This is a genomic window from Massilia hydrophila (assembly GCF_020208145.1).
In the GTDB taxonomy this organism is placed as follows: domain Bacteria; phylum Pseudomonadota; class Gammaproteobacteria; order Burkholderiales; family Burkholderiaceae_D; genus Telluria; species Telluria hydrophila.
Genome location: NZ_JAHYBX010000004.1, coordinates 248,257 through 265,470, shown reverse-complemented (window position 1 = coordinate 265,470; position 17,214 = coordinate 248,257). Strand labels below are relative to the sequence as shown.

General features: G+C 69.4%; 15 protein-coding genes. 12 read left to right on the top strand and 3 right to left on the bottom strand.

All coding sequences use genetic code 11. From position 1 onward, the window contains the following. Window positions 1–62: 62 nt before the first annotated feature. Window positions 63–1,025 carry a thiamine-phosphate kinase gene (gene thiL / locus LE190_RS13125; protein WP_225239120.1) on the top strand — a complete coding sequence of 321 codons (963 nt, stop codon included), beginning with the start codon at window positions 63–65 and terminating at the stop codon, window positions 1,023–1,025. On the opposite strand, the gene LE190_RS13120 is transcribed toward thiL, so the two are convergent. After that, a complete protein-coding gene (locus LE190_RS13120; RefSeq protein ID WP_225239119.1) occupies window positions 1,013–3,655 on the bottom strand; it encodes an EAL domain-containing protein in 2,643 nt (880 codons plus the stop codon). The two genes, thiL and LE190_RS13120, sit on opposite strands and share 13 nt — an antisense overlap. Then, on the bottom strand, window positions 3,652–5,742 hold the full coding sequence (locus tag LE190_RS13115) for a sensor histidine kinase, YfiR-like protein-associated (protein WP_225239159.1): 2,091 nt from the start codon (window positions 5,740–5,742) through the stop codon (window positions 3,652–3,654). The genes LE190_RS13120 and LE190_RS13115 overlap by 4 nt, the downstream gene beginning before the upstream one ends. 430 nt (window positions 5,743–6,172) lie before the next feature. Between LE190_RS13115 and LE190_RS13110 the strand changes: the two genes are divergently transcribed. The 11 genes from LE190_RS13110 (at window position 6,173) to LE190_RS13060 (ending at window position 16,586) form a co-directional block, all read left to right on the top strand. Further along, window positions 6,173–6,655, top strand: coding sequence for a CinA family protein (locus tag LE190_RS13110; protein ID WP_225239118.1), 483 nt, complete (start codon window positions 6,173–6,175; stop codon window positions 6,653–6,655). Between the two features lie 11 nt (window positions 6,656–6,666). Beyond that, window positions 6,667–7,587, top strand: a complete 921-nt coding sequence (locus LE190_RS13105; RefSeq protein ID WP_225239117.1) for a metallophosphoesterase family protein — start codon at window positions 6,667–6,669, stop codon at window positions 7,585–7,587. A 12-nt stretch (window positions 7,588–7,599) separates the two neighbouring features. Continuing rightward, entirely contained in the window at window positions 7,600–10,413 is a 2,814-nt protein-coding gene (locus tag LE190_RS13100) for a M16 family metallopeptidase (RefSeq protein ID WP_225239116.1), read from the top strand. Between the two features lie 98 nt (window positions 10,414–10,511). Then, entirely contained in the window at window positions 10,512–10,934 is a 423-nt protein-coding gene (locus tag LE190_RS13095; protein ID WP_225239115.1) for a hypothetical protein, read from the top strand. Between the two features lie 104 nt (window positions 10,935–11,038). After that, on the top strand, window positions 11,039–11,365 hold the full coding sequence (locus LE190_RS13090) for a hypothetical protein (RefSeq protein WP_225239114.1): 327 nt from the start codon (window positions 11,039–11,041) through the stop codon (window positions 11,363–11,365). A 10-nt stretch (window positions 11,366–11,375) separates the two neighbouring features. Next, window positions 11,376–12,809, top strand: a complete 1,434-nt coding sequence (locus tag LE190_RS13085; protein WP_225239113.1) for a TolC family protein — start codon at window positions 11,376–11,378, stop codon at window positions 12,807–12,809. Between the two features lie 15 nt (window positions 12,810–12,824). Then, the gene (locus LE190_RS13080) at window positions 12,825–14,216 is read left to right on the top strand and encodes a multicopper oxidase family protein (protein WP_225239112.1); all 1,392 of its coding nucleotides are present in this window, start codon (window positions 12,825–12,827) and stop codon (window positions 14,214–14,216) included. 85 nt (window positions 14,217–14,301) lie between these two features. Next, window positions 14,302–14,646: a copper-binding protein gene (locus LE190_RS13075; protein WP_225239111.1), complete on the top strand. Its 345-nt coding sequence runs from the start codon at window positions 14,302–14,304 to the stop codon at window positions 14,644–14,646. A gap of 82 nt (window positions 14,647–14,728) precedes the next feature. After that, window positions 14,729–15,172, top strand: a complete 444-nt coding sequence (locus LE190_RS13070; RefSeq protein ID WP_225239110.1) for a YybH family protein — start codon at window positions 14,729–14,731, stop codon at window positions 15,170–15,172. A gap of 116 nt (window positions 15,173–15,288) precedes the next feature. After that, window positions 15,289–15,615, top strand: coding sequence for an ArsR/SmtB family transcription factor (locus LE190_RS13065; protein WP_225239109.1), 327 nt, complete (start codon window positions 15,289–15,291; stop codon window positions 15,613–15,615). Next, window positions 15,612–16,586, top strand: a complete 975-nt coding sequence (locus LE190_RS13060) for a cation diffusion facilitator family transporter (protein WP_225239108.1) — start codon at window positions 15,612–15,614, stop codon at window positions 16,584–16,586. The genes LE190_RS13065 and LE190_RS13060 overlap by 4 nt, the downstream gene beginning before the upstream one ends. Window positions 16,587–16,611: 25 nt before the next feature. Here the strand turns inward: LE190_RS13060 and LE190_RS21920 are convergent, their stop codons facing one another. Beyond that, complete coding sequence (locus LE190_RS21920; protein ID WP_307734703.1) at window positions 16,612–17,127, bottom strand: pilus assembly FimT family protein; 516 nt, start codon at window positions 17,125–17,127, stop codon at window positions 16,612–16,614. Window positions 17,128–17,214: the final 87 nt, after the last annotated feature.

The window sequence follows — 17,214 nt, the reverse complement described above, 5'->3', positions numbered from 1 at the left end:
CAATAGTTCTGGCTTTGGTATTTGCTGATCGAATAATGAAACGGGGCGTTTACAATCGCCCCATGCTCTCCGAATTCGATCTCATCAAACGCTATTTCCAGCGCGCCCGTCCAGGCCGGGCCGACCTCGGCATCGGCGACGACTGCGCCCTGCTCACCCCCACGCCCGGCCACCAGATGGCGATCTCGAGCGACATGCTGGTCGAGGACCGCCACTTCTTCGCCGGCGCCGATCCCTTCATGCTGGGCCATAAAAGCCTGGCGGTGAACCTGTCTGACCTGGCGGCGATGGGCGCGCGCCCCCTCGCCTTCACGCTGGCCCTGAGCCTGCCCGCCGCCGACCCGGCCTGGCTGGACGGCTTTTCGCGCGGGCTGTTCGCGCTGGCCGATGCCCACGGCTGCGAGCTGGTCGGCGGCGACACCACCAAGGGGCCGCTGAACATCTGCATCACCGTGTTCGGCGAACTGGCACCGGGCCATGCGCTGCGGCGCGAGGCGGCCAGGGCGGGCGACGACGTCTGGATCTCCGGCACCCTGGGCGACGCGCGCCTGGCCCTGGGCGGCTACTGGAACGAAGTGGCGCTGGCCGGCGCCGACCACGCGCAGGCGGCGCAGCGCATGCATATGCCGACGCCGCGCGTGGCGCTCGGGCTGGCGCTGGCGGCGCAGCCGGTGGCCCACGCGGCGCTCGATATCTCGGACGGACTGGTGGGTGACCTCGGGCATATCCTGGCCGCGTCCCGGGTCGGCGCGACGCTGGAGGTGGATGCGTTGCCGGCCGGCCCGGTACTGGCGCGCCAGCCGCCCGAACTGCGGCGCCGGTTCACGCTGGCGGGCGGGGATGATTACGAACTGTGCTTCACGGCGCCGGCGGCCCATCGGGAAGCGGTGCTGGAAGCGGGGCACGCAAGCGGCACGGCGGTGACCCGGGTCGGGCGGATCGAGGCCGAACCGGGGCTGCGCCTGGTCGATGCGCAGGGGACGCCGCTCGATCTACAGGTGAGCGGGTGGGATCACTTCAGCTGAGCAGCGCTGGTCCCATCGCGCGGCGTCCTGCGGTCGTCGTACGGTCCATAGGTCAGCCAGTAATGCCGGAACGCCAGCCGCACGTTTTCGCGCAGCTGCAGGTCGTCCCACGGCTTCGTATAGAAGCGGTAGATCGCCCCGCGGTTGATCGAGTCGAGCACCGTCTCCACCCCCGTGTCGCCGGACAGGATGATGCGGATGGTCTCCGGATACATCTCCTTGACCTTGCTGAGGAACTCGGTGCCGCTCATGACCGGCATGCGCTGGTCGCACAGGATCACCTGCACCCGGTACAGGGCCAGCAGTTCGAAGCCTTCGGCCGGCGATGAAGCCGTCAGCACCCGGTAGTTGTCGCGCCTGAACAGGCGGTGCAGCGCGGTCAGCACGTTGACGTCGTCGTCCACGATGAGCAGGGTCTGCAGCGTGTCGTCGTGCGCCGGCGGCTGGTCGGGCCGGGCGCGGTTTTCGCGCACCAGCCGGGCCAGTTCCTCGCCTGGCAGCGCGCGCGAGAAATGGAAACCCTGGATCTCGTCGCAGCGGTGGCGCCGCAGGTAGGCCATCTGGGCGCGCGACTCGACCCCTTCCGCGATCACCTGCATGTGCAGGCTGTGCGCCATGCTGATGATGGCCAGCGCGATCGCGGCGTCGTCCGGGTTGGTCACGATGTCGCGCACGAAGGCGATGTCGATCTTCAGCTTGTCGATCGGGAAGCGCTTCAGGTAGGCCAGGCTCGAATAGCCGGTGCCGAAGTCGTCGATCGCGATGCGGATGCCCAGCTCCTTCAGCCGCCCCAGCACCGCGATGGTGTGCTCGGCGTTCGACATCAGCGCGCTTTCGGTCAGCTCCAGTTCCAGCAGGCCCGGCTCGACCTCGTGGCGCGCCAGCGCGGCGCGGATCACGCTTTCCAGGTCGCCCTCGACGAACTGGCGGCTCGACACGTTCACCGCCACCCGCAGGTCGCGCACTCCCTGCGCGCTCCACGCCGCGATCTGGCGGCAGGCCTCGTCCACGATCCATTCGCCGACCCGCACCACCAGCCCGGTCTCTTCCATGATCGGCACGAACTCGGCCGGATAGACAAGGCCGAAGCCGGGGCGGTTCCAGCGCAGCAGCGCCTCCACGCCCGAGACGCGGCCGGTGTTGAGCTCCAGCTTGGGCTGGTAATACAGCACGAACTGGCCGTCCTCGAGCGCCCCGCGCAGCGCCAGTTCCAGGTCGAGACGGGCCAGCACCTGCACGTTCATGCCGGCGGTAAAGAAGCGGTAGCCGTCGCGCCCTGCTTCCTTGGCGCGCACCATCGCGGTATCTGCGTACTTGACCAGGGTGCCCGGATCGGTCGCGTCTTCCGGGTACATCGCGATGCCGATGCTGGCGGTGAGCCCGGCCTGCTGGCCGTGCAGGTCGAACGGCGTGCGCAGCGTCTCGCGGATCTCGTTGGCCACGCTCACCGCTTCCTGCTGGTCGCGGGTCATGGTCAGGAACAGGGCGAACTCGTCGCCGCCCAGGCGCCCGACTGTGTCGCGCAATCGCACTACCCGCACCAGGCGCGTGCTGAACTGGCCCAGCAGTTCGTCGCCGCGCGCGGTGCCGAGCGAATCGTTGACGATCTTGAAGCGGTCCAGGGTGATGCACATGACCGCCACGCGCCAGCTCTTGTCGCGCGCCAGCTCGATGGCTTCGCGCAGGTTCTGGAAGAACAGGGTACGGTTCGGCAGGCCGGTGAGCGCGTCGTAGCTGGCCATGTGGCGCATCCGTTCCTGCGCGTGCAGGCGCTCGCTGATGTCGCGCGCCACTGCGATCAGCATGCGGCTCTTGCCCAGGTCCTGCAGCTTCCAGCTGATCTCCACCGGCACCGCGCCCTGCCCGCCGGCGCGCAGCAGTTCGGTCTCGACAATGTCGCCGGGTAGCGCGTCGAAGCTGTGCGTCTCGTCCTTCGCGTCCGGCGCCCCGGTGGGCGCGCCGCCATGCGCGCGCGCGTCGGCCGCCAGGTGGCGCTCGAGCAGCGCGCGCGTGGCCAGGCCCAGCGCCACCGGGTCGATGCGTAGCAGCGCGTCGCGCGAGAAGCCCAGCATGCGGCAGGCGCCGTCCGAGACGTCGACCATCGCCATCGAGGCGGTGTCGATCAGGAAGATCGCGTCTGGCGTCGCGTCCATCGCGCCGCGAAAGCGCGCCAGCTCGGCGGTGCGCTCGCGCACCTCGCGCTCGAGCTGCACGCCGTAGTCCTGCGACTCGCGGTGCAGCAGGCGCACTTCCAGCAGGTTGCGGATGCGCGTCATCACCTCGACCGTATCGAAGGGCTTGCCGATGAAGTCGCGCGCCCCCGCCTCCAGCGCCGCCAGCTTCTTGTCCGGCTCGGCCGTCACCACCAGCACGGGCAGCCAGGACTCGCTCTCGAGCGGCTTCAGTGCCTCCATCACGTCGAAGCCATCCATGCCCGGCATGTGCAGGTCGAGGATGATCAGGTCGAAGCGGTGCTTCAGGTGCAGCGAGACCACCTGGCGCGGGTCGTTGGTACTGGACACGTTCTCGTAGCCGGTGGTCTTGAGCAGGTATTCGAGCAGCTGGACGTTGACCGGTTCGTCGTCCACGACCAGGATGCGCGCGCGGCGGATGTCGTTCAGTGAAATCATGCGTCCTTCCTTGCGGCGGGCGCGGTGGCCTCCGCGTCCGTATCGATGTCCGTTTTCTGCGCCGGCGCGAAACGGCGCGGCGCCAGCGTGCTGTTGATGGCCTCGGTGAACTGCCCGATGTCGATCGGCTTGGTCAGGTAGCGGTCAAAGCCGGCCGCCATGCCGCGCTCGATGTCGCGCGGCATGGCGTTGGCGGTGAGGGCGATGACGGGAATGCCGGACGTGGCCGGGTCGGCGCGCAGCTGGCGCAGCACTTCCAGGCCGCCCATGCCCGGCAGGTTCAGGTCGAGCAGGATCAGCGCCGGCTGGCGCGCGCGCGCCAGGGCCAGGCCCAGGTGGCCATCGGGCGCCGACAGCAGCTGCAGGTCGCGGCGGAAACGCACGATCTCTTCCACCAGGCGCAGGTTGGCCGGATTGTCCTCCACGTACAGCAGCAGCCGCGGCGCCGGGCCGGCGCCCTCGCCTGCGGGCGCGGACGCCCCGTCCGCGCCAGAGGAGGCGGCCTGCGCGCCCGGCTCCGTCATCGTCGGCGCCGCCAGCGGCGCGGTGCTGGCCAGCTCGATCCAGAACACGCTGCCCACGCCCGGGCTGCTGGACACGCCAATCTCGCCGCCCATCAGTTCCATCAGGCGCTTGGTCACCACCAGGCCGATCCCGGTGCCTTCCTGGTTGCCGCCCTCCTGGCCGAGGCGGTTGAAGGGCTGGAACAGGCTGGCCACCTGCTGCGCATCGAGGCCGGCGCCGGTATCGCGCACCGACAGGCGCAGCCGGCTCGGACCGACCTGCGCACAGTCGACCACCACCGCGCCCGCCTCGCGGTTGTACTTGACCGCGTTCGACAGCAGGTTGAGCAGCACCTGCTTCAGGCGCGTGCGGTCGGCCAGCACCACCGCGCCCGGGGTCTCGGGGAACAGCACGCGCCCCCCGCGCGCAGCCGCGATCGGCGCCACCATGGTGCGGGTCTCCAGCAGGATCTCATCCAGCACTACCGGCTCCATCGACAGCGTCACCGTGCCCGATTCCACCTTGGCCAGGTCGAGGATCTCGTTGATCAGGGTGAGCAGGTGCCGGCCCGATTTCAGGATGTGATTGGCGAACTCCTTCTTCTGCTCGAGGGTCGAGGGCAGCGTGTCGGAGGTGAGGATCTGGGCGAAGCCGAGGATCGCGTTGAGCGGCGTGCGCAGCTCGTGGCTCATCGAGGACAGAAAGGCCGACTTGGCCTGGTTGGCGCTGCGCGCTTCCTCGATCGCATTGGCCAGTTCGGCGTTGGCCAGTGCCAGCTGCAGGGTGCGCTCGTCGACGCGCTGCTCGAGCTGTTCGTTCAGGCGCATGATTTCCTGCTGCGCGCGGGTACGTTCGGCCGCCTCGCGCGCGATCGCGCTGCTCGAGGTTTCCAGTTCGCGCGTGCGGCCTTCGATCTCGGTCAGCATGGCGTTGAAGGAATCGACCAGCTCCCCTGCCTCGTCGTCGCTGATGCGCGGCGCGCGGCGCGAATAGTCGCGGGTGGCGACCACGTCGCGCGCGATCTCGGTGATGGCCACGATCGGCGCCGTCACGACCCGTCCCATGCGCCGCATCAGGAGGTAGGCCACGCCCAGCGCCAGCAGGGTCACCGAGAGCGCGATGCCGAGGTAGTCGAGGGTACGCCCGAGCAGCCGGTTCTCGGCGCGCAGGTAGACGGTGCCGAGGGTCTCGCCATTTTCGACGATGCGATGGTGGAGCACCAGTTCCTGGCGGTCGGAGGCGGGCGCGCCGGACAGGGCGGCCGGCATGGCGCGCGCTTCGCCGCTGGCGCGGTAGGAGGCGAACAGCTCGCCGTTGGCGTCGTAGATGGCGGCCGCGCGCACCTCGGGACGGGTGCGCAGCAGGGCCAGGTTCTCATTGGCCAGGCGCGGGTCGTCGAAGGTCAGCGCGGCCGAGCTCATATGGCCGACCAGCTCGGCCTGGGTCGCCAGGTCGTTCAGCAGGCTGCGGTGGTAGCTGCGCAGGTCGTACACGATGATGATGGCGATCGACAGCAGGAGGGCCGGCAGGGTGGCCGTCATCACGGCCGACACCAGCTTGCTGCGGATCGAGCGCGCGCCCATCACGTGGTCTCCGCCGCGCGGCGGGCGGACGCGGGCCGGCCGGCCATGCCGCAAACTTGCGCCGGCCCCATCCGGTCACGCGCAAATCGTACGAGCGGCATCGAGGGTCCTACCAATATCAGAGGCACTGCGTCAGGGGCACTGCGTCAGGGGCACTGCGTCAGTGCGCTGCGTCAGTGCGCTGCGAAAAACCAGCGGAAAACAGTGATTCAAGCATAACGGAGCAACCCCTCCCATGGCGCACAGAAGTGTTCACTTTTCAAAATGGTCACGCCCTTCCCGGGGCGCCCATGCGTGGCGGGTGAAAGCTGATATTTCGTGCAAGCTTTCTGTATCGGACGGGCATGGAGCGCGCTAGAATGAAGCTGCGCGCGGCCTGCGTGCGCCACTGTCCGGCAACCGGTCCTCACCGCATTCAAAGGAGCCTCACGTGACGAACGATATTCTCGATCTTGCTACCAAAGTCGGCCAGGCGCTCGAGGCCAGGCGCCTGGTGCTGGCCACCGCCGAGTCCTGCACCGGGGGCGGCGTGTCCCAGGCGATCACCGAGATCCCCGGTTCCACGGGCTGGTTCGACTGCGGCTTTGTCACCTATTCCAATGCCTCCAAGACCGAGCTGCTCGATGTGCCGGCCGCGCTGATCGCGCAGTTCGGCTCGGTGAGCGAGGAAGTGGCCGGCAAGATGGCCGAAGGGGCGCTGTCGAACAGCATGGCCGATGTCGCGCTGTCCACCACCGGCATCGCCGGTCCGACCGGCGCGGTGCCGGGCAAGCCGGTGGGCACGGTGTGCTTCGGCTGGTCGCGCGGCGACACGACCTATACCGAGCGCCTGGTATTCCAGGGCGACCGCCGCTCCGTGCGCGAGCAGACCGTGGCGCACGCGCTGCGCGGCCTGCTGCGCTTCATCGAATAGCGCCGGCCGCCATGGGCCGGCTCGCGGCGCGCCTGCTGGGCGGCCTGGCGCTGCTGGCGGCCGGACCGGGTTCCGCCGCGCCGCCTGTGCCGGCTACAACAGCCGCGGCGGCCGCCTACACGGTCTACGCGGCCGGCGACATCGCGCGCTGCAAGCATCCCGACCCGCGCTGGTCGGGCGCGGCCGCCACCGCCAGCCTGGTCGAGGGCCTGCTGCGCGCCGACCCCGATGCCGCCGTGCTGTCGCTGGGTGACCATACCTATCCGCACGGTACGGCGGCGGAATTCGCCCGCTGCTATGCGCCGACCTGGGGACGTTTCCGCGACCGCACCTGGCCCACGCCCGGCAACCACGAGTATGCCACGCCCGGCGCCAGGCCGTATTTCGAGTACTTCGGCGAACGCGCCGGCAAGGGCCACTACAGCCTGCGGCTCGGCAGCTGGCTGGTGATCTCGCTCGACAGCAACCTGAGCGGTGCCGCGCATGCCGCCCAGCTTGACTGGCTGCGCGCGGAGCTTGCGCGCCAGCCGGCGCGCTGCACCCTGGCGTTCTGGCACCATCCGCTGTACAGTTCGGGCGGGCACCTGGGGCCGGGCCGCATGCGCGACGCCTTCGCGCTGCTGCACGCGGCCGGCGCCGACATCGTGCTGTCCGGCCACGACCACGACTACGAGCGCTTCGCGCCGCAGGACGCTGACGGCGGCCTGGACCGCGCGCGCGGCGTGCGCCAGTTCGTGGTCGGCACCGGCGGCGCCTATGCCACGCCCTTCCTGCAACTGACCGCCAACAGCGAAGTGCGCGAAGCCAGCTATGATGGCGTACTGGCGCTGCGCCTGCTGGACGGCGCCTACGAATGGCGCTTCCTGCCGGCCGACCCGGCCCGCGTGCGCCCGGGCGCCACCCCGGACCATGGACGCGCCAGCTGCCATTGACCGGAGCCCGACATGAAACTCTCCTGGCTGCTCCTTGCTACCCTGATGCTGACAACTTTTTCTCCCATGGCCGGCGCCCAGCCGGCGCCCGCCCCGCTGCCCCACATCGCTTTCGACAAGACCGTCCTGCCGAACGGCCTGCAACTGATCCTGGTCGAAGACCGGCGCCTGCCGGTGGTGGCGGTCAACCTCTGGTACCACGTGGGCCCGGCCAGCGAAGCGCCGGGCCTGACCGGCTTCGCCCACCTGTTCGAGCACATGATGTTCGCCCAGACCCGCCACATCCCGCGCGGCATGGCCGACCGCCTGCTGGAAGGGGCCGGGGCCACCGACAGCAACGGCGGCACCGGCTACGACCAGACCGCCTACTACGACACCGTGCCCTCGAACCAGCTGGAGCTGGCGCTGTGGGTGCATGCCGACCGCATGGGCTACCTGCTCGACGTGCTGGACCAGGAAGCGCTGAGCATCCAGCAGGACGTGGTGCGCAACGAGCGTCGCCAGACGGTCGAGGACGAGCCCTACGGCCTGGTGCGCGAGGCGCTGGCGCATGCGCTGTTCCCCAAGGGCCATCCGTACCACGCCTCGATCATCGGCTCGCATGCCGACATCCAGAACGCGAAGCTGGAAGACGTGCGCCAGTTCTTCGCCCGCTACTACGGTCCGAACAACGCCAGCCTGGTGATCGCGGGCGACATCGACAAGGCAAAGACCCGCGCCCTGGTCGAGCGCTACTTCGGCAGCTTCCGGCGCAGCCCGCCGGTGGCGCGCCCCAGCGTGGCGACCCCGCCGATCACCAGCGAGCGCCGGGTGGTGGTGCGCGACCGGATCGAGCTGCCGCGCGTGTTCATGGGCTGGCACACGCCGCCCGCCTACGGGCCGGGCGACGCCGAACTGGCGGTGGCGGCGGAAATCCTCGGCGGCGGCAAGTCCAGCCGCTTGTACAAGAAGCTGGTCTACGAAAACCAGATCGCGCAGGACGTGGACGCCAGCCAGAACGCCCTGGGCCTGGTCTCGACCTTCGTGATCGACGTCACGGCGCGCCCCGGGCACGACGCGCGCGAGCTGGAAGCGGCGATCGATGCCGAGCTGGCCGCGCTGCGCGAGCACGGGCCGACGCTGCGCGAAGTCGAGCGCGCCCGCAACAGCCTGGAGACCGCGCTCCTGAGCACGATCGAAAAGCTGGGCGGCGACGGCCTGGCGGACCAGCTCAACCACTACAACCAGTACACGGGCGACCCCGGCTACCTCGGCAAGGACCTGGAGCGCCTGCGCCGCGTGAGCCCGGCCGACGTGCAGCGCGCCGTGCGCAGCTGGCTGCGCCAGGACGCGCGCGCCGTGGTCACCGGCGTGCCCGGCAAGCCGGTGATCCACGACCCGCGCCCGCCGAAGGCACGCCCCGCCGCCCCGCTCGCGGGTGGCGGCACGGGCGCGGGCATCAATGCCCCCGAAGCCTGGCGCGCGCACAGGCCGAAAGCCGGACCTCCTCCCCAGTTCGCGCTGCCGCAGGGCGAATCCTTCCGGCTGGAGAACGGCCTGACCGTGATCCACCACCAGCGCCCGGGCGTGCCGCTGGTGTCGGCCCAGCTGGTGGTGCGCAGCGGCAGTGCCGCGAATCCGGCCGGCCTGCCGGGCCTGGCCGGCTTCACGGCGCACATGCTGGAAGAAGGCACGGTCACCCGCAGCGCGCCCCGGATCGCCGACGAGATCGCGCAGCTCGGCGCCTTCCTCGACACCGCCAGCGGCGCCGACGCCTCGGCCGTCTCGCTGCTGGCGCTGCGCGCGAGCTTCCCCGCGGCGCTGGAGATCATGGCCGACATCGTGCAGCGCCCCGCCTTTCCCATCGCCGAAATCGAGCGCCAGCGCGCCAGCCGGGTCGGCGACCTGGTCCAGCAGCGCGACGATCCGGAAGCGGTGGCGGCGGTGGCGGCGCTCGGCGCGCTGTACGGCAGCCGCCATCCCAAGGGCTATGGGCAGCTCGGCACCGAGCAGGCGATCCGCGCCGTGACGCGCGACGACCTGGTCGAATTCTGGCGGCGCCACTTTGTGCCGGGAAATGCCGCCCTGGTGGTGACGGGTGACATCGCACACGCCGAGCTGAAGACGCTCGCCGCAGCGCACTTCGGCGCCTGGGCGCGCGCCGAGGTGCCGGCCGCGAGCACGCCCGCGCCAGCCGGCACCCGCGCACGCCTGGTCGTGGTGGACCAGCCGGACGCGGTCCAGACGGCGCTGCAGGTCGGCACGATCGGGGCCGCGCGCGACAGCGCCGACTTCCCGGTGCTGCAGGTGCTGAACGGGGCGCTGGGCGGCATGTTCTCCAGCCGCCTCAACCTCAGGCTGCGCGAAGCCAAGGGCTATACCTATGGCGTGTACTCGCATTTCCACTACGAGCGCAGCCCTGGCCCGTTCACGATCGGCACCAGCGTGCGGGCCGATGCCACCGGCGATTCGGTACGCATCATCTTCCAGGAACTGGAGTCGCTGCGCACTGCGCCGCTGCCGCCGGCCGAACTGAAGGCGGCGCGCGATGCCCAGGTGCTGTCCCTGCCCGGGCAGTTCGAGACCAATGCCGAGATCGGCGCCAGCCTGGCCGAGCTGTTCATCTACGGCCTGCCGCCCGACTACTACGCGCGCCTGCCGGCCCAGCTGTCCGCCGTGAGCGCGGCCCAGGTGCAGGACGCGGCGCGCAAGGCACTCGATCCTGCGCACATGGTGGTGATGGCCGTCGGCGACCGGCGCCGCATCCTGGCGCAACTGCGGCCGCTGGCGCTGGGCCAGCCCGAACTGCGCGACGACGACGGGCAGTTGCCGCCGGCCTCGCCCTAGGAGCCGGAGCGCCCGCGGCAGTTCGCCATGGCAGCTCGGCAGCGCTCGAAACCGGGCTGTCACTACGCGAAAACTGTCATGCTATACTCGCCGCACCTATGAACCGTCTGCTCACGACATTGCTGGTATGGGTCCTGATGGCCGCACTTCCGCTGCACGCGGCGGCTGCGTCCGTCAACATGTCTTGCGCACCGGTTCCGCACCATGCCGGCGCAGTCCAGATGACCGACCACGCGCCGCACGCTGGCGCCGCCGACGCTGATCCGCATGCGCATCACGGCATGCTCGCCACGGATACCGCCGACCCGGCAGCGGACGGCGGTTCTGCCGGTGCCGGGACGGGAAAAATGTCGCACTCCTCGTGCAGCGCATGCTCGGCATTCTGTATCGGCGCCCTTGCGCCTCCCTCTTCGCCGCTCGCCGTTCCCAGCCTCGCTGGATCGGAGGCGGTCCTTGTCTCGCCCTCCGACCTGGTCGCCGGTTTCATTCCCGACAGCCCCCAACGGCCTCCACGGCCCTGATCCGCTCAATCGACCAGGCGTTCGTGCCGGCACCCAGCCGCGGCACCGATGCGCCCTGGACTTTGGTGCCACGGCACCGCATGACCGATTTCGAGGATTGAACGATGAAACGCACGCTGTGGGCGGCTCTTGCCGCCCTGTCCGCTGCTGCGCCTGGCGCCCAGGCCCAGCAGCTCCCCACGACGCCCGATCCGGCCGACCCATCCATTGCCGTACCTGCGACCGTGTATGCATCGGTGCTGACCGGCCACGTCCCGCCCGCGAGCAGCAAGCAGACGCCCGACAAGACCTGGCGCGCGGCCAATGACGCCCTTGCAGGCCAGGCGGGCCAGGCCGGTCATGGCGGCCACGCCGCTCCCACGCACGCCCCCGCCCCCGCACCGGCACCCGCGCCGGCCACCCCGTCCAGGCATCAACACCAGCACCACTGAGCCGAAGCCGATGAGAACAACACAACAACATCCAGTCCTGCGCGCTGTCGTGACCGGCGCCCTGGCCCTCACGCTCGGCGGTTGCGCCACCTTCTCCAGTGACGGAGGCCTCGACGCCGTGTCGTCGATGACCACCGAACGCATTGGCCAGGACATCCGCCTGCCGCGCGGCACCAGTACGCACGCCGAGGCGCAGGCGGAACTGGACGCGCTGCTGAAGCAAACGCTCACCGCCGATCATGCCGTGCGCGTCGCCCTGCTCAACAACCGCGGCCTGCGCGCTTCGCTGGCCGAACTGGGCGTCGCCGAAGCCGACCTGGTGCAGGCCGGCCGCATGGCGAATCCGTCCTTCAGCTTTGGCCGCATGGGCGGTAGCGGGGAAACGGAGATCGAACGCAGCGTCATGTTCGACCTGGTCGGACTGGTGACGATCCCGCTGCGCCGGGACATCGAAGGACGCCGCTTCGACGGCGCGAAGCTCGTTGCCGCCACCGAAGCGGTGCGCACGGCATCGGACACCCGCAAGGCCTGGTTCAACGCGGTCGCGGCCGCGCAGTCGGCCCGCTACGCCGAGCAGGTGCGCGAGGCCGCGCAGGCCAGCGCCGAACTGGCCGCGCGCATGGCCAGGGTGGGCAACCTGAGCGCCCTCGACCAGGCGCGCGAGCAGGTGTTCTCCGCCGAGGCCACCGCGCAGCTCGCGCGTGCGCGCCACAACGCGACGGCAGCACGCGAACGCTTGGCCAGGCTGATGGGCGTATGGGGCGCGCAGACCGCGTTCCGGCTGCCGGACCGGCTTCCCGATCTCCCGGACACGCCGCGCGAACCCGGCAATATCGAAGCGCTGGCGATGCAGCAGCGGCTGGACGTCCAGCTGGCGAAGCTGCGCACCCAGGCGACGGCGCGCGCGCTCGGGCTATCGCAGGCCACCGGCTTCGTCAACGTGCTCGAAGCCGGCTACGTCAACGCGAGCAAGACCGGCCAGCCACGCGAGAACGGCTACGAAGTCGAGCTGGCCCTGCCCTTGTTCGACTGGGGTGGCGCCCGCGTCGCGAAAGCCGAGGCGCTCTACATGCAGTCGGTCCACCGCACCGCCGATACCGCCATTTCGGCCAGGTCCCAGGTGCGCGAAGCCTATTCCGCCTACCGCACCAGTTACGACGTGGCGAAGCATTACCGCGACGAGATCGTCCCGCTGCGCAAGAAGATCTCGGAAGAGACCCTGCTGCGCTACAACGGCATGCTGATGAGCGTGTTCGAACTGCTGGCGGACGCGCGCGCGCAGATCAACGGGGTGAATGCGGCGATCGAGGCGCAGCGCGACTACTGGCTTGCCGACACCGATCTGCAGGCCGCCATCAACGGCACGGGTGGCGGCGGCGCCGTAGGCGTCGCGTCCGGCATGGCCGGCGGCGCAAGCACTGACGCTGCGGCGCCAGCACATTAAACAAGGAAACCAGCAATGTCTTCTCGTCGAGATTTCTTCACTGGCGCGGCCGCACTGGTCGGCGCCGGCCTGGTGAGCCGTGCCGGCGCGGCCACCCTGCCCGAAGCGCCCACCATGACCAGCGCGGCAACCCAGCCGCCGCCGGCGCCGCCGAATGGCCGTCCCTACCATCCGGTCGTCACGCTCAATGGCTGGTCCCTGCCCTGGCGCATGAACAATGGCGTCAAGGAGTTCCACCTGATCGCCGAACCGGTGGTGCGCGAGATTGCGCCCGGCATGAAGGCGAACCTGTGGGGGTATAACGGCCAGAGCCCGGGGCCGACCATCGAGGTGGTCGAGGGCGACCGCGTGCGCATCTTCGTCACCAACAGGCTGCCGGAGCACACCAGCATCCACTGGCATGGCCAGCGCCTGCCCAACGGCATGGACGGCGTCACCGGCCTGACCCAGCCGGGGATCCAGCCGGGCAAGACCTTCGTGTATGAGTTCGTCGCCCGCCGTCCGGGTACCTTCATGTACCACCCGCACGCGGACGAGATGGTCCAGATGGCGATGGGCATGATGGGCTTCTGGGTCACGCACCCGAAGAATCCGGCCCACCACCGCGTCGACCGCGATTTCGTGTTCCTGCTGAACGCCTACGACATCGAGCCCGGCAGCTACACACCGCGCGTCAACGAGATGCTGGACTTTAATCTCTGGACCTTCAACAGCCGCGCATTCCCGGGCATCGACACCATGAACGTGCGCCAGAACGACCGGGTACGCATCCGGGTCGGCAACCTGACGATGACGAATCACCCGATCCACCTGCACGGGCACGAGTTCGAGGTCACGGGCACCGACGGCGGCTGGACCCGCCCGGAGTCGCGCTGGCCCGAAGTGACGACCGACGTCGCCGTGGGCCAGATGCGCGCCATCGAGTTCATCGCCGATGAACCGGGCGACTGGGCCTTCCACTGCCATAAGTCACACCACACCATGAACGCCATGGGCCATGACGTGCCGACCCTGATCGGCGTCGACCACCGCGGCGTGGCCGAAAAGATCACCAGGCTGGTGCCGGACTACATGGTCATGGGCGAAAAAGGCGGTTCGATGGGCGACATGGAAATGCCGCTGCCGGAAAACACGCTGCCGATGATGACGGGCCAGGGCCCGTTCGGCGGCGTGGAAATGGGTGGTATGTTCACGGTGCTGAAGGTGCGCAAGGACCAGAAAGCGGGGGACTACACGGATCCGGGCTGGTACCGGCACCCGGCCGGGACGCTTGCCTATGAATGGAAGGGCGCGCCGCCTGCGGCGACGCGCCACCAGGCGGCGGGCGGCCAGTCCATGCCGGCAGCAAGGCAGACGGAGGTCGAAGTCACGGTGCGCAAGCCCAAGGGGCACCAAGGCCATCACTGACAGGCATGAAAGGCCCGCGCAGGCATTTGGCCGGGCCAGCATTGGCAAGCACTACCACTGAACCGACTCAAGGAAAGGAAACACCATGAACGCATTGTTGACACTTGGCCTGGCGATCCTGATGGCCGCCGCAAGCCCTGCCGCATTTGCACAGGACGCCCATGCAGGCCAGGGCGCCGCGGCCGGCCACGAGACGGCTGCGGCCGCAGAGCTGACCGATGGCGAAGTCAGGAAGATCGACAAGGACGCTGGCAAGATCACCGTGCGCCACGGCGAAATCAGGAACCTCAACATGGCCGCGATGACCATGGTCCTGCGCGTGAAGGATGCGGCGATGCTCGAGCAAGTCCAGGTCGGCGACAAGATCCGGTTCGCAGCCGACCGCGTGGATGGTGCGGTGACCATCGTGCAGCTGCAGAAGGCGCAGTAAGGCGCCAGATCACTGCGGCCGCCTTCCTCCCCCGCCACCGATGGCGGACCGGACAACAACGACAAGCATCCCAGGAGCATCCATGTTCAAGAAACCAGCGGCAGCATCCCTCCTCGCCACCGCGCTCTTCGGCGTCCACGCCAGCGGCTTCGCCGCCTCGCCCAAGGAAACGCTGGAGGCCTTCCATGCGGCACTCACCAGCGGCGACAAGGCGAAAGCGCTGGCGCTCCTGTCTCCGGAGGTGGCGATCTACGAAGCCGGCTATGTTGAACGCTCGCGCGACGAGTATGCCAGCCACCACCTCGGCGGCGACATGGAGTTTGCCAGGAACTCGACCCGGAAGGTCCTGACGCAGACCGAGCGCATCGACGGCAACACGGCCATCGTATGGGAAGAGAGCGAGACGACCGGCACTTCCCGGGGCACGCCAGTCCACGTTTTCGGCACCGGGACGGCTGTCCTGGAGAAGAAAGGCGATGCCTGGGTGATCGTGCACGTGCACTGGTCGTCGCGCAAGGCGAAGTAGCCGGGCCTTGCAGGCTGCGCGGCCGCCGCAGCCTGTCTCCCGCTGCCGCAGGCAGGCCACGCTTGCGGCGCGCGATGGAATGGCATAACATATGAACAAATCTTCATTTGTTTGATATGACTAGCCTACCCGACTCCAGCCACGCTCCCGGCGTGATCGACGAACTGGCCGACCTGTTCCACCTGCTCGGCGACCCCACGCGCCTGCGCATCGTGCTGGCCTGCCTGGCGCAGCCGACTGCGGTGGGCGACATCGCCGCCTCGCTCGACCTGTCCAGTTCCCTCGTCAGCCACCACCTGCGCCTGCTGCGCGCTGCCCGCATCGTCAAGGCCGAGCGCCAGGGCAAGCAGGTGTTCTATTCGGCCGCCGATGCCCACATCAGCAGCCTGCTTGCCAACATGTTCGAGCACATCGCCGAACCAGCCCACGGAATCGACGCATGAACCACGATCACCACCACGGCCACGGACACCATGGTGCCGGCCACCATCACCCCATGCCCGACCCGGCCGGGCACGAACGCGCCTTCGCGCTGGCGATCGGCCTGAACGCCCTGTTCGTGGCGATCGAGTTCACCTACGGCTTCATCGCCCATTCCACCGCCCTGATGGCGGACGCCGGCCACAACCTGTCCGACGTGCTGGGCCTGGTGCTGGCTTGGGGCGCGGCGGTGCTGAGCAAGAGCGCGCCGACGCACCGCTACACCTATGGCCTGCGCGGCTCCTCGATCCTGGCGGCGCTGGGCAACGGCCTGCTGCTGATGGCGGCCTGCGGCGCCATCGCCTGGGAAGCGGTGCAGCGCTTCGCCGAACCGGCCCCGGTACAAGGATTGACGGTATCGGTGGTGGCGGGGGTGGGCGTGCTGGTGAACGGCTTCTCGGCCTGGCTGTTCATGGCCGGCAGCAAGGGCGACCTGAACCTGCGCGGCGCCTACCTGCACATGGCGGCCGACGCCGCGCTGTCGCTGGGGGTGGTGGTCTCCGGCCTGGTCATCATGGGCACCGGCTTGACCTGGATCGACCCGGCGGTGAGCCTGGCGATCGTGGCGGTGATCGTGTTCGGCACCTGGTCGCTGCTGCGCGAGTCGGTGCAGTTGTCGATGGCGGCGGTGCCGCCCGGCGTGGACGTGGACGCGGTACGCGGCTACCTGGCGGGCAGGCCGGGCGTGAAGGACGTGCACGACCTGCACATCTGGGCCATGAGCACGAACGAGAACGCGCTGACGGCCCACGTGGTCATGCCGGACGGCTATCCGGGCGACCACGCGCTGGACGAGATGGTGGCGGCGCTGCGCCACGACTTTGGAATCCACCATTGCACGCTGCAGGTCGAGGAAGGCAGCACCCACCACGACTGCGCGCTCGGGCATGGCCACGGTCATGGCCATGCGCATGACCACGCCCACGCGCATTAGCGCCGCGCCGCACCGGCGCCGCGCCTCAATCGCACGCGAAGCTGCCGTCGCGGGTGTGCTCCACATGCACCGGTGGCTGGCTCGGGCCGGCGGCCCCGATGTAGGTGATGGCGCAGGCCGCCCGATTGGCAGCGCTGACCTTGTTGGGCGCGACCGTCAGGCCGCCATGTTCAAAGCTGATGCGGTAGTCGTCGTTCTGGCCCAGGCCCGTGCCGAGGCCGGCGGCGGCGGCGAAGGCGCGCGCTTCCACGATGTTGCCCGCGGCCGGATAGCCATGCTGGACGTACACGCCACGGCCTTCGAGCAGCAGCGTGCCCGTCGACATAGTGTTGTCGATCATGGCCCTGGCCCGCACCAGGGACGCCGTCGAGGCCAGCGCGCTCCTGGCCGCGCGCAGGTGTTCGGCGCGGGCATCGCCGGCCAGTCTGGCATAGCGCGGCAGGACCGTGGCGGCCAGGATGCCGAGGATGACGATGACGGAAACCAGCTCGATCAGGGTAAAGCCGCCTTGCCGGCCGGCCTTGCGAGGAATGTCGATCATGGGGCGCTCCACGGGAAAGGTGGGGCGGCCATGCCGGCGCCGGGGCCGGTCCTCGTTCGCTACGCGCCGCCGGGCAGGTCCCGGCTA

Bases quoted from the DNA above. Each gene is read 5' to 3' on its own strand.
- LE190_RS13065 (WP_225239109.1), top strand. From the start codon at position 15,289: ATGACTAGCCTACCCGACTCCAGCCACGCTCCCGGCGTGATCGACGAA.
- thiL (WP_225239120.1), top strand. From the start codon at position 63: ATGCTCTCCGAATTCGATCTCATCAAACGCTATTTCCAGCGCGCCCGT.
- LE190_RS13120 (WP_225239119.1), bottom strand. From the start codon at position 3,655: ATGATTTCACTGAACGACATCCGCCGCGCGCGCATCCTGGTCGTGGAC.
- LE190_RS13115 (WP_225239159.1), bottom strand. From the start codon at position 5,742: ATGGGCGCGCGCTCGATCCGCAGCAAGCTGGTGTCGGCCGTGATGACG.
- LE190_RS13095 (WP_225239115.1), top strand. From the start codon at position 10,512: ATGAACCGTCTGCTCACGACATTGCTGGTATGGGTCCTGATGGCCGCA.
- LE190_RS13060 (WP_225239108.1), top strand. From the start codon at position 15,612: ATGAACCACGATCACCACCACGGCCACGGACACCATGGTGCCGGCCAC.
- LE190_RS13085 (WP_225239113.1), top strand. From the start codon at position 11,376: ATGAGAACAACACAACAACATCCAGTCCTGCGCGCTGTCGTGACCGGC.
- LE190_RS13070 (WP_225239110.1), top strand. From the start codon at position 14,729: ATGTTCAAGAAACCAGCGGCAGCATCCCTCCTCGCCACCGCGCTCTTC.
- LE190_RS13105 (WP_225239117.1), top strand. From the start codon at position 6,667: ATGGGCCGGCTCGCGGCGCGCCTGCTGGGCGGCCTGGCGCTGCTGGCG.
- LE190_RS13075 (WP_225239111.1), top strand. From the start codon at position 14,302: ATGAACGCATTGTTGACACTTGGCCTGGCGATCCTGATGGCCGCCGCA.
- LE190_RS13080 (WP_225239112.1), top strand. From the start codon at position 12,825: ATGTCTTCTCGTCGAGATTTCTTCACTGGCGCGGCCGCACTGGTCGGC.
- LE190_RS13090 (WP_225239114.1), top strand. From the start codon at position 11,039: ATGAAACGCACGCTGTGGGCGGCTCTTGCCGCCCTGTCCGCTGCTGCG.
- LE190_RS13100 (WP_225239116.1), top strand. From the start codon at position 7,600: ATGAAACTCTCCTGGCTGCTCCTTGCTACCCTGATGCTGACAACTTTT.
- LE190_RS21920 (WP_307734703.1), bottom strand. From the start codon at position 17,127: ATGATCGACATTCCTCGCAAGGCCGGCCGGCAAGGCGGCTTTACCCTG.